Annotated in this window: 13 protein-coding genes; 8 read left to right on the forward strand and 5 right to left on the reverse strand. The window is 44.8% G+C overall.

Annotation, left to right across the window (positions count from 1 at the left end; translation table 11 throughout):
- Window positions 1-34 precede the first annotated feature (34 nt).
- From lysC to AAAA78_RS00700, 6 genes are all read left to right on the forward strand, one after another.
- Window positions 35-1417 carry a lysine-sensitive aspartokinase 3 gene (lysC, locus tag AAAA78_RS00675; RefSeq protein ID WP_340589785.1) on the forward strand — a complete coding sequence of 461 codons (1383 nt, stop codon included), beginning with the start codon at window positions 35-37 and terminating at the stop codon, window positions 1415-1417.
- A 78-nt stretch (window positions 1418-1495) separates the two neighbouring features.
- The gene (locus AAAA78_RS00680) at window positions 1496-2092 is read left to right on the forward strand and encodes a nitroreductase family protein (protein ID WP_340589786.1); all 597 of its coding nucleotides are present in this window, start codon (window positions 1496-1498) and stop codon (window positions 2090-2092) included.
- Between the two features lie 124 nt (window positions 2093-2216).
- Complete coding sequence (gene dusB / locus AAAA78_RS00685; RefSeq protein ID WP_340589788.1) at window positions 2217-3230, forward strand: tRNA dihydrouridine synthase DusB; 1014 nt, start codon at window positions 2217-2219, stop codon at window positions 3228-3230.
- A gap of 84 nt (window positions 3231-3314) precedes the next feature.
- Entirely contained in the window at window positions 3315-5129 is a 1815-nt protein-coding gene (gene typA, locus AAAA78_RS00690) for a translational GTPase TypA (RefSeq protein WP_340589790.1), read from the forward strand.
- The gene (locus AAAA78_RS00695) at window positions 5129-6055 is read left to right on the forward strand and encodes an ABC transporter ATP-binding protein (RefSeq protein ID WP_340589792.1); all 927 of its coding nucleotides are present in this window, start codon (window positions 5129-5131) and stop codon (window positions 6053-6055) included. The genes typA and AAAA78_RS00695 overlap by 1 nt, the downstream gene beginning before the upstream one ends.
- Window position 6056: 1 nt before the next feature.
- A complete protein-coding gene (locus AAAA78_RS00700; RefSeq protein WP_340589794.1) occupies window positions 6057-6845 on the forward strand; it encodes an ABC transporter permease in 789 nt (262 codons plus the stop codon).
- A gap of 1 nt (window position 6846) precedes the next feature.
- On the opposite strand, the gene AAAA78_RS00705 is transcribed toward AAAA78_RS00700, so the two are convergent.
- From AAAA78_RS00705 to AAAA78_RS00720, 4 genes are read right to left on the reverse strand one after another with little or no spacing between them, the layout of a single operon-like run.
- Window positions 6847-7254, reverse strand: a complete 408-nt coding sequence (locus tag AAAA78_RS00705; protein ID WP_340589796.1) for a DUF523 domain-containing protein — start codon at window positions 7252-7254, stop codon at window positions 6847-6849.
- Window positions 7251-8066, reverse strand: coding sequence for a monofunctional biosynthetic peptidoglycan transglycosylase (gene mtgA, locus AAAA78_RS00710; protein WP_340589798.1), 816 nt, complete (start codon window positions 8064-8066; stop codon window positions 7251-7253). Before mtgA ends, AAAA78_RS00705 begins: the two co-directional genes overlap by 4 nt.
- 7 nt (window positions 8067-8073) lie before the next feature.
- On the reverse strand, window positions 8074-9060 hold the full coding sequence (locus AAAA78_RS00715) for an NAD-dependent epimerase/dehydratase family protein (RefSeq protein WP_340589800.1): 987 nt from the start codon (window positions 9058-9060) through the stop codon (window positions 8074-8076).
- Window positions 9057-9638: a phosphatase PAP2 family protein gene (locus tag AAAA78_RS00720; RefSeq protein ID WP_340589802.1), complete on the reverse strand. Its 582-nt coding sequence runs from the start codon at window positions 9636-9638 to the stop codon at window positions 9057-9059. Before AAAA78_RS00720 ends, AAAA78_RS00715 begins: the two co-directional genes overlap by 4 nt.
- 95 nt (window positions 9639-9733) lie before the next feature.
- Between AAAA78_RS00720 and AAAA78_RS00725 the strand changes: the two genes are divergently transcribed.
- Together AAAA78_RS00725 and AAAA78_RS00730 are read left to right on the forward strand one after the other, a co-directional pair.
- Window positions 9734-10486: a flagellar motor protein gene (locus AAAA78_RS00725; protein ID WP_340589804.1), complete on the forward strand. Its 753-nt coding sequence runs from the start codon at window positions 9734-9736 to the stop codon at window positions 10484-10486.
- Window positions 10487-10497: 11 nt separating this feature from the next.
- Window positions 10498-11244 carry a flagellar motor protein MotB gene (locus tag AAAA78_RS00730; protein WP_340589805.1) on the forward strand — a complete coding sequence of 249 codons (747 nt, stop codon included), beginning with the start codon at window positions 10498-10500 and terminating at the stop codon, window positions 11242-11244.
- Window positions 11245-11334: 90 nt separating this feature from the next.
- Here the strand turns inward: AAAA78_RS00730 and AAAA78_RS00735 are convergent, their stop codons facing one another.
- Window positions 11335-12039: a hypothetical protein gene (locus AAAA78_RS00735; protein WP_340589807.1), complete on the reverse strand. Its 705-nt coding sequence runs from the start codon at window positions 12037-12039 to the stop codon at window positions 11335-11337.
- Between the last annotated feature and the right edge of the window lie 97 nt (window positions 12040-12136).

Here is a 12136-nt window from a genome sequence, read left to right on the forward strand (position 1 = left end):
CCTAGGAAGTCAGGCCTTTGACCGAGGAGTTTTTGTGGCACAACTGATTGTTTCAAAATTTGGTGGAACGTCAATGGGAGACGCGGAGTGCATGCTTCGCAGTGCGGAGGTCAGCCATCGTCAGGGATCAAGCCTCATCGCGGTCTCAGCAACCTCAGGAACTACGAACGACTTGATCGCTTTGGGTAAAACGGCGGAATCTCAACCGTGGCCGGAAGCTGAAAAGATCATCACAAAAATCCTCGATAAACATGAAAAAATCGCACGTGACCTGGCGATTTCCTCTCACGCTCAAGAACGCCTTGAAATTCTGTTTGAAGAAATGAACTCTTTAGCAAAAGGCGTTCACCTTCTTCGTGATTGCTCTGTGAAGGCTATGGACACACTGATGAGTCTTGGTGAAAGAATGTCTTCTGTTCTTTTCACTGAAGCAATGGCAAAGGTTCTGCAAAAGTACAATTCTAAAAAAACGGCGGAGCTTTTCGATGTGCGCACGGTTCTTCGCACAGATGATTCTTTCGGAAAAGCAAAACCACTGACTTCTGAAATTGCAAAACTGTGCTCTGAAAACTTAGGATTTTTGCGTGACCATAAAAAAGTCGTAGTAACACAAGGTTATATCGGCATGACTGATGAAGGAATGACGACAACCCTGGGGCGCGGAGGCAGCGACTACTCTGCTGCGATCTTAGCCGAAGGTGTTTCCGCTGACGTTCTTGAAATTTGGACAGATGTTGCAGGAATCGCGACGACAGATCCCCGCTTGTGTTCAAAAGCGAAACCCATCAGCGAGATTTCTTTTAAAGAAGCCTCTGAGCTTGCGACCTTTGGAGCCAAAGTTTTGCATCCAGCGACACTCCTGCCAGCCATTCGCAAAAACATTCCGGTTTTTGTAGGATCAAGTTTTGATGCTGAAGCCAAGGGAACGTGGGTTCGTAAAGACGTTGAAGACCATCCACTTATTCGTGCGATGGCCTTAAGAAAAAAACAAGTGCTTGTGACTCTTTCAACTCCTGAAATGCTTCATGCGCATGGTTTCTTGTTCCAAATTTTCAAAGTCTTTAACGATCACAAAGTCAGTATCGACGCCATCACAACATCTGAAATTTCAGTCAGTGTGACATTAGATGATTCGACGCTTGTGAATAAAAAACTGATCGCGGACCTGTCACAATTTGCGGACGTACAAGTGGAAGACAACTTGGCGTTAATTTCCCTAATCGGAAACAACATCAATCACACGGCGGGCTTAGGAAAACACATTTTCGAAGCTATTTCCGACATCAACGTTCGCATGATTTGCTTGGGTGCGAGCAAACACAACTTCTGCTTCCTCGTCAGTGAAGAGCAAGGCCCAGAAGCGATTCGACGCTTGCACGAGACATTCATTGAAGCTGGTCCAGAAGAAATGGGCTAAGGTACCTGCTTCCCATCGTGATAAAAAGGTACCAGGTTCCTTCCGTTTTCAAAGGGAAGCAGGTACCTAAAGGAAATTATGAATAAAGAAGAATTTTATCAACTATTAGAATCCCGAAAATCCATTCGTAAATACAAACCGGACGTCGTTCCCAAAGAAGTGATTGAAAAAATTTTGATGGCGGGAATGCATGCGCCTTCAGGAAAAAATCGCCAGAACTGGCGCTTCTTTGTTGTGACCGGAGAAAAGCGCGAAGAGTATTTAAAATATTCACAGAAATCTTGGCTTGGTATCAAAGATATTTTGTCGCAAAGATTAAAGCCCTCTTTGTATCAGTTCACTGAAAGATTTTTTTATACTTTGGGTGATGCACCCGTGATTATCTTCGCATACTCACACAACGACAACGAAGAACGCTATCACACAAGCATTGGCTCTGTGTATATGGCTGTGGAAAACATGAATCTCGCGTGTCTCGTGGAGGGTTTAGGTTCCTGCACCATGGGTGCACCCTTAGAAATCAAAGAAGAAGTGGATAAGTTTTTAGGTGTGGATAAACTTCCGGAATACCAAAAAGGCGAACTCGAACTTCTCTGCGCTATGGTCTGCGGATATCCTGATCACAATCCGCCCAAGGCCCCAAGACAGCTTGAGGGCCGAGTGACGTGGCTCTAATGTGAGAGAGGTTTTTACGCCAGATCGAATACATTCGTTATGGATGCCTAAGCCCATGAAATAAGGTCAGTTTTTAAAAACTCCAGTACCTTTTTCATTACGTTTTTGTTATATCCTTGCGCCTATGAATCCAGTTCAAGCCTTAAAGACAAATCCTTTTGTCCTTGCTCCTATGGCAGGGATTACGGACCACGCTTTTCGCACCTTCATGAAAAAACTTGATACCAGTGTTGTCGTCACAGAACTCGTGAGCGCTAGTGGTATTGAATATAAATCTGAAAGAACCATGAAGTTGATGAGCTTTGATGAGTCTCAGCGTCCGATCGGGATTCAACTTTTCGGTGAAGAACCAGAAATCGTCGCACGCGCGGCTCAAGTGGCAGAGGCAGAAGGTTGTGATTTCGTAGATCTGAACTTCGGTTGCCCCGTTCCTAAAGTGGTGAAGAAGGGTGCGGGTTCGGCAATTTTGAAAGATCCCGCTGCTGTTCAAAAAATGGTTTCTACTGTTAAGGCTGCCATCAAAGTTCCTCTGACAATCAAGATTCGCACAGGTTGGGATGCGAACACTCGCAACGCCGTTGAAATTTGCAACATCGCTTACAACGAAGGTGTCGAATGGGTTGCGATTCATGGTCGCACTCGCGCTCAGGGTTACACCGGTCTTGCAGACTGGGATTTTATCGCTGACGTGAAGTCCAAAACCAAGATTCCTCTTTTGGGAAATGGAGACATCCTCACACCTCGCCAAGCAAACCTTCGCCTAGAACAGTCGGGTTGCGACGGGGTGATGATCGGTCGCGGTTGCCTTAAAAATCCGTTTATTTTCATGGATGCGCTGTCTTTGTGGAGAGGCGAATCCCTGAAGGACGTTAAAAGAGATTATGTGAGCCTATTTAACGACCTGAAAAGTGAGATTGTTGCGCATTGTGATGAGCACATCACAGGCATCCAGCTCAGAAAGTTTGCAGCATGGTTCTCAACAGGTTATGCTGGAGCGGCACAGTTCAGAAAGAATCTTTTCCAATCCAAAAGCAACGAAGAGATTATGGCCCTTGCGAATGAATTCTTCGCAAACATTGGCAATGTGGAACAAGAAGACACAAGCCAGGAAGAATTCCTCATGGGGGGCCACGGGTAGTCGTGAGACTAACGAAAACCTGCAGTGCGAAATTTAAATTTTAGTTTTAGTGTTTTGAAGTTTTGAAAATAACGAAGGGTAAATATGGTTCAAGATCCAAAGAAAATTAGAAATATTGCTATCATCGCACACGTCGACCACGGAAAGACGACGCTGGTTGACCACTTGATCAAGCAAGCAGGTACTTTCCGTGACAACGAACACGTTGAAGAACGTCTTATGGACTCCATGGATCTTGAGAAAGAGCGTGGTATCACGATCGCCGCGAAGAACGCGTCGTTCATGTACAAAGACATTAAAGTTAACATCGTAGATACACCGGGACATAGTGACTTCGGTGGTGAAGTTGAACGTATCTTGAACATGGTGGATGGTTGTATCCTTCTTTGCGACGCTTCTGAAGGTCCACTTCCACAAACTCGCTTCGTATTGAAAAAAGCTCTTGAGGGCGGCAAAAAAGTTATCGTTTGTATCAACAAAATTGACCGTGCCGATGCTCGTATCCAAGAAGTTCACAACGAACTTTTCGATTTGTTCATCGATCTAGATGCAACAGAAGAGCAATGTGATTTCCACACTGTTTACGCAATCGCGCGTGAAGGTATGGCGACTCTAGATCCAAATGTGAACACAGGTTCTTTGGAAGTTCTTTACGATGCTATCGTAAACCTCGTTCCTCCTCCAAAAATTGAAGAGAACGCTCCACTTCAAGTCATGGTTTCTAACATTTCATACAATGATTACGTAGGTCGTTTGGCTATCGGTCGTATGAAAGCCGGAACAATCAAAGTGGGTGACGAAGTTCTTTGCGTTCAAGCCAACACTCAGAAGAAAGTAAAAGTCTCTGCTTTGTTCCAGTACAAAGTTAACTCGCAAGTTCCAGCGCAAGAAGTTGGCGCCGGTGACATCGTAGTTATCGCAGGTATGGAAGATTTCACGATCGGTGACACGATCACTTCAGTTCTTGATCCTCGTCCTCTTGAGCGCATTCGCGTTGAAGAGCCGACAGTAGGTATGGTGTTCTCGGTCAACAACGGACCTTTCGCAGGTCTTGATGGTAAAAACGTAACATCACGTAAAATCATCGAGCGCCTTGAAAGAGAACTTTTGTACAACGTTGCGATCCGCGTAGAAAAAACGGACAACACCGATGCTTTCAAAGTTATCGGCCGTGGTGAGTTGCAATTGGGTGTATTGATCGAACAAATGCGCCGTGAAAACTTCGAGCTTCTTGTTTCTAAACCGACTGTTGTCTTCAAAGAAGAAAACGGCAAGAAAATGGAACCAATGGAGATCGCGGTTATCGATATCGAAGACCAATTCGTTGGTGCGGTGACAGAGAAATTGGGAAAACGTAAAGGTGTGATGACGAACATGGTTCAAAAAGGTTCGGGTCGTACACGTCTTGAGTTCCGTATCCCTTCTCGTGGTTTGATCGGTTACCGTTCAGACTTCTTGACTGACACTCGTGGTACAGGTCTTTTGAATACGCAATTCGACGGTTGGGATGACTACCGTGGAGAAATCGAACACCGTATGAATGGTGCGATGATTTCTGACCGTAAAGGCACTGCAACAGCTTACGCGATCTGGAATCTTCAAGAGCGCGGTATTATGATGGTTGAACACGGTGACGATGTGTACGAGGGCATGATCGTTGGTGAACACGCCAAAGAGAATGATCTAGAAGTAAACATCACTCGTGAGAAAAAATTGACGAACGTACGTGCTTCGGGTTCAGATGAAGCTATCCGCCTTGTTCCAGTGAAGAAAATGACATTGGAAAGAGCGATGGAATGGATCAAAGATTCAGAGTTGATCGAGGTCACTCCGAAAACGATCCGTCTACGTTTGAAAGAACTAGATCCACATAAACGTGCAAGAGCAGCGAAGGAATAATGAGTACAAACGTCGCCATTGAGATTAAAGACCTGACAAAGAAATACGACGATAGAGTCGCTGTGAATGGAATCAGTCTTGAAATTTACAAGGGCGAATGTTTCGGTCTCTTAGGTCCTAACGGGGCGGGCAAATCAACAACGATGAAGATGATGTATTGCTCAGCCCTCGTTACCAGCGGGGAGCTTTACGTTCTCGGCCTGAATGTTAAAAAAAATTATCGTGAGATCAAATCTCGCATCGGGGTCGTCCCGCAAGAGGACGGCCTAGATCCAGACTTCACCGTTCTCGAAAATCTCTTAGTCTACGCAAGTTTTCATAAAATTCCGAAAGCCGAAGCGGATCTTCGGGCTCAGGCTTTGTTGCGTTTGATGAAGCTTGAAGAATACCAGGATCGCTCGGTAGAAACTTTGAGCGGCGGTATGAAACGCCGTTTGGCGATTGCTCGTGGTCTGATTAATTCCCCTGAAGTGATCTTCCTTGATGAACCAACAACTGGTCTTGATCCGCAGGCGCGTATTTGGATTTGGGATTTCTTTAAACATCTCAAATCTGAAAAAAGCACATTGGTTCTGACGACTCATTATATGGAAGAAGCTGAACAGATGTGTGATCGTGTGGCGATTATCGACAACGGTCGTATTCTCACCGTCGGTAAACCGCGTGATTTGATCCGTGAGTTGATCGGTAAGGAAGTCGTTGAGTTTGATACAAATCCTGTGGATCTTAATTACTACTTGGGTCGTTTGCGTGCGGAAGGCTTTGCTTATCAAGTGATTAAAGACACGGTCTCTGTTTTGGTGAAAGAAAACCAAGAGGGTCGTCGTGTAGTAGACTTGATTGCAAGCGATAAAATCTATATCCGTAAACCGACTTTAAACGATGTGTTTTTAAAGTTGGCTGGTCACCAGTTGAGGGATGAGTAATATGAAATTTAAAGATTTCTTCTCTCGACCCAAGGTCAACAGCGGTGCTTTTCAAGTTTGGTCCCGTAACTTTTTGTATTTCAAAAAGACGTGGCTGGTTTCTTTATTCTGGATTGTCTTAGAGCCTGTAATTTACTTGGGTGCCATCGGTTTTGGCTTAGGTGCCTTTGTGAACAACATGGGCGGCATGTCTTATATCGAATTCTTTTTTCCGGCGTTGTTATCAACGACTGCGATGATGGTGGCTTTCTTTGAGGGCACTTACGGAAACTACACGAAACTGACACATCAAAAAACTTACGCGACAATCATGCTGACACGTGTGGGCCCGGAAGAAATCGTGGCCGGTGAACTTTTGTGGGCGGCGAGCAAAGGATTCTTTGGTGTTATGGGTGTCACTGTTGTGGCATTGTTTTTTGGCTTGATTGATTCTTACAGAATCATTTTAGCTCTGCCGATTTTGTTTTTATTGTCGGCGCTCTTTTCTTGCATTGGAATGATCTTTACTTCGTTTGCAAGAAACTATGACTCTTTCATTTATTCTACTTCAGGGTTGATTGTTCCGATGAGTCTTTTGAGCGGCACTTATTTCCCGCTTGAACAATTACCAAGCGGACTTCGTTATTTGTCTTACCTATTCCCGCTCACGCACGCTGTGGCGGCCGTTCGTGGAGTTCTTCATCAAGGACCGACACTTATGGTGGGTGTTCACGTTCTAATTCTGTTCATCGCAACATGGATCTGCATGAACGTTTCATTCTTCCGTATTCGCAAAAAACTTTTGAAATAGTTTAATCAACGACTGTGATTTTAATGCCGTGTTTTTTTAAAAGCTCGGCAAAAACACCGTCGCCTTCGGTCAGATTTCCAGAGAATGTGCCATCATAGATTTTTCCGTGGCCACACATGGGGGACTTTGATTTAAGAAGAGCTTCCATCGCGCCACAAAGCTTTGCGATCTGCAAAGCCTCAAGGGCCCCTTGGTGATACTGAGCTGTCACGTCTTCCCCTGATTTAGTAAGAACCTTATCGCCAATACGTTCTGCCGGAGGACGGGGAGTGGAAAGACCGCCCATCTGTTCAGGGCAAACGGGAATCGCTTCGCCATTGCGAACCATTTCTTCAATGGAAGAGCGCGCTTGTGCTTTGCAATCGTACCGACAATGAACTCCCGAAAGGCAGGCGGAAACTATCTTCATTGTTCACTCTCTTCCATCTCTGCATTCTCTAGATCTTGCAACGTGGGAATTTCTTCGGCAGGAACATTGAGTTCTTCAGGAGGCGGTTCTGGTTGAAAGAAATAGGCCACTTGGTTCACGGCTACATCGTACTCGTCTTGAGAAATGCGGTTGTAGCGATACATGTCTTCAACAATGCGATTCAGACGTGTTTTTGCAAACGGTGTGAGTTCTTTACGATAATAAGATTTTGAATACTTAACAGGATTCGGAAGGACCATCGCAAGGAAGGCACTTTCTACGACTGAAAGTTCTGCCGGTGTTTTCTTGAAATAATATTTTGCTGCCGCTTTTACGCCGTAAATATCTTTACCGAACTCAACGACGTTAAGATATCTTTCTAAGATCTCTTTCTTCGTGAGTGTGTGCTCAATACGATCTGTGATGATAGCTTCAAGACCTTTACGAATGAAGGTGCGATCTTTGGTCAGAAACATGTTCTTTGCAAGCTGTTGAGTGATGGTAGAACCACCGCGCTTAAAAACTCCGGACTCCCAGCCTTCGCGGGCATTTTTCTCAATCGCATCCCAATCAAAACCTTTGTGATTCCAGAAGTTGGAATCTTCGGTCAAGATTATCGCCTTTTGTAGATTCGAAGAAATTTGCTTTAAAGGAACATAGTCTTTTGAACCAGGACAAAGTTCTACTTGATACATGCGAGTGACAAGACAGCCTTTAATTTCTTTTTCAGTAGGAAGCCAGTTCCAAAGAATGGCAACGGCTCCTGCCATTAAAGTGAATACACCAAGAGAAAAGAAAATGACCTTTTTCATTCAGACCTTACGAAAGCAAACCTTGATCTTTCATCCACTGCACACTGTTGTGAATGGCTTCACGAGCCGGACGAGGTTTAAAATCAAGTTCGCTTTGCGCTTTGCTAGAATCAAACCAATGATACATCGTCGCGGTGTAAGCATTCTCACGGCTTAAAGGCCCTTTAAGACCCATCTTCTCCATGAAATCACCTACGGCACCGACAGCGTGAAGAAGACCGTCAGGAAGTAAATGTGAAGGAGCTTTTACCCCAGCCTCTGCGGCGATCATAGCGAAAAGATCTTTGATAAGAATATTTTCACCTGAAAGAATGTATCTTTCACCTTTGCGACCATTTTTCCAGGCGCTAAGAATGCCTGCTACTACGTCTTCCACGGCAACAACATTCACGCCACCTGAAGTGTAGAATTTGAGTTTTCCCTGAGCGACTTTCAACTGCATTTTGCGACTGCCTTTTTTAGCATCGCCTGCGCCATAGATCGTCGAAGGATTTAGCATGACGGCGTTGATTTCACCTTTATCGCAAGCCGCTTTCACGATTTGTTCGGCTTGGTGTTTGGTTTCAAAATAGCCAAGATTGAGATCCGCCACATTATAAGGGGATTCTTCGTTAAGAATATCATTCGGCGTGTAGCCGGCACCGATCGCAACGACAGAGGAAAGATAAACCAGGCGACGGACTTTGTGTTCGCGACAGACCGAAACCACATTCGCTGTTCCCTGAACATTCACTTTATCCATCATAGCGCGCTGAGATTTTTTATAAGCGATCACTCCGGCCAAATGAAAAACCGTGTCGACACCTTTAAAGGCTTCTAAAAGCGAGTGGATGTCGGTTACATCCCCGTGAACATACTTGCAGTTAACACCTTCTAATTCGGAGATATCACTTTTAGGACGAACCAAGGCGTAAACATTGTGACCTTCGTTCACAAGGGCTTTGGTCACCCAGCTTCCTAAAAAACCATTGGCGCCAGTAACAAGAATTTTCATGGTGTGACAGTCCCTTCTGAATCAAGTCGAAGAAGCAATTTTTGGCAGAGACGAGAAAATAAAAGTCCAAAGAGACAACCCAAAAGACCGCCGCAAATAACGTCTGTGGGAAAATGCACGCCATTGTAAACGCGACTGTATGCCACTAATGTTGCGACGGTATAAAGTGGTATAGAGGCCGGAGGAAAAATCGCGCTCGTAAAGCTAGCAAACGTGAACATATTGGTAGCGTGATTTGAAACGAAGCTAAAGCCTCCAAAAGGAGCGCGCACCTGAACCGTCAATCCTTGAGTTTCCGCAGGCCGCGGTCGCTGCACGGTTTTTTTAAGAGCCCAGTTGCCAAAACCATCAGATGCTCCAACAGCAAGAACGCAGAAGAAAAAAATCACGAGACCTTTTTTCAGTCCTCGGCGCCAGATGAAAATCGCAAGGATCAGAGGCACCATCACGGTTTTAAAAAACGGCGTCTTGTGAAGGTCTGTGATGAATGGAAAAAACTGATCGGCCCAAGCCGCAGTCCACTGGGAATTCACCAATACAAAAAGGCTCTTATCGAGGTTCAAGATAAAATCGAGCATCATGACGACTTTACCCTAGTTTTTCGCTCGCAAAAAGTCTAGGTCTTCATGAGGTCCAAGTGTCTTGTATGGTTCACTGTGGCAATATTCTAAACATGGATAAAGCAACATGGTTAGGCCTGCTCGTAGGCTTCGGTGGGATTTTGCTCGGAAACCTTCTCGAAGGCGGGCACATGAGTTCGCTCATGCAACTGACGGCATTCATTATCGTTCTTGCGGGAACAATTGGAGCCGTGATGGTTTCAAGTTCAGAAAAAGATCTTAAGACGGGTCTTCATCTCGCCAAAAAAGCATTTCAAAAAGAAGAAAGTGACGCCAAAAAACGCATCCAAGAGATCGTGGATTGCGCGCGCATTGCTAAAAAAGAATCTCTTCTTTCATTGGAAGCACGTATCAATCGTATCGACGATCCCCTCTTTAAAGGAGTTCTCAGAAATATTGTCGATGGGGTCGAGGCAGAAACCATTCGCGACATTTTTGAGACACGCATTGAAACTGAAGAAGAAGAAATGCTGGCAGGAGCGAAAATTTGGACCGACGCTGGCGGTTTTGCTCCCACCATCGGAATCATCGGTGCGGTTCTTGGTCTGATTCATGTGATGGGGAATTTAACGGATACAAGTAAGCTCGGGGCAGGGATTGCCGTCGCCTTTGTTGCTACCGTGTATGGTGTGAGTTCCGCCAACCTTTTGTTTTTACCGTTAGGCAATAAACTAAAAAGAAAAGTGCAGTCCATTTCCCGAGAAAAGCAGATGGTGCTTGAGGGAGGACTTCTTATTGCCAGTGGAATGAATCCCGTCGTTCTTGAGCAAAAACTTTTTGCCTTCTTAAACGAAGAGCAAAAGTAGGTTCTAGCTTTATGGCAAGAAAACATAAAAAACATGAAGAGCACGAAAATCATGAAAGATGGCTGGTTTCCTATGCCGATTTCATTACGTTGCTTTTTGCGTTTTTTGTGGTGATGTACGCGACGTCCAACGCCAATGAAGAAAAACAAAAAGAATTTGAAGACTCCATCAAATTAAATCTGCACTTAGTAGGCAATGGTTCGAACTCGAATGGCAACGCTATTGATGATGCAATTGCAGAACTTGTGATGCCCGTCGGAAATTATCCCCGCAAAGGTGGGCCGCAAGAAGTGGAAGATTTTGTGGAAAGGTCTCTGGATAAGTCGATGGACGGAGACCAGAAAAAGCAGGCGATCCAGGATATCTATCATGACTCCGTCGGAGTTCGGATTGCACTCGCTGCTTCTACTTTTTTTCCGGAAGGTTCAGCAAAATTAAAAATGTCAGCGTTGACGTCTTTGGATAAAGTTGCCGACGTCCTTAAGACGAATAAAAAAAGAATTATTATTGAGGGTCACACTGATGATGTTCCTATCGTAGGACAGCTTTTCCCAAGCAACTGGGAACTCGCCGGAGGAAGAGCAACGGCTGTTGTCCGCTATTTCGTGAAATATCACAATTTAGATCCAAAACGCTTTGTCGCAATTTCTTACGGAGATCAAAAACCAATTGTTCCGAATGACAACGACGACCATCGAGCAATGAACCGTCGTATCGAGATCTTCATCGTCACCGACGATAAAAAAGTCGATATCTAGAAAGGTACCAGGTACCTTTTTCCCCAATAAAAAAGCCGAGACTTTGTGGGCCTCGGCGTTTTGGCAATAAGAAAGTATTTTACGGAGAGATTATACGCACTCTTTGAGTTTCTTAACGATCTCAAGAGCTTTTGTACGGTCTACTTTTTTAACTTCCATGATCGCGTCTACGAAAGCTTCTTCAGAAGAACCTTTTTTGCCAGACTCAAGAATGGCATCGTGGCGCTCGATGATTTGTGTGTAAGAGTCGCGCTCTGCTTTAGAGAAGCTTGTCAAAATTGTTTCTGGCAAAGATTCTAGTTTGTTCAAAGCCGCTGTGACTTCAGCCATTTCAGTCGTGTTCAATTCTTTTGAAGATGTGCGAGCACCTGTCAAAGAAGAGTTTGCGATCAACTTCGCAGTTGCAGTCGCTGCATTGCTGATAGATTGACCTTCAGCTGCGTCACTCTTAGAAATTTCTGTCGCCATCTTTTTAGCTGCAACGATTGTTGCCAAGCTATCAAGGCGTTGAGTTGATTTCGTTGCATCGGCTTTCAAGGCCATTGAAAGGGCATTGTTTTTACCGGAAGAAAGCTGAAGCTCATTGATGATTTTGTCTTGAGCGATTTTTACTTGTTGTGCGCTCAAACCTTTTGAAGTCATTCCTTTACCGAAGGCAGACTCTTTGATTTGTTTTGAATATTCAACCAAAGCCTCACGAGCTGACTTCACGCCACCTACGGGTGCCGCGTGTGCCGGTGAGAAGGCCATTGCCATAGTCAATGCTGCCATTCCGATCATCAATTGCTTTTTCATACTCTCTCCCTTATTACCTGTTAATTTTTTGTACGAGGCACTCCAATTTTTGGGACTCTCCAATCCCGGAAGTGCCTAGTTTTATTTAAAAGTTTCA

It is taken from the genome of Bdellovibrio sp. BCCA, assembly GCF_037996825.1.
GTDB lineage: Bacteria > Bdellovibrionota > Bdellovibrionia > Bdellovibrionales > Bdellovibrionaceae > Bdellovibrio.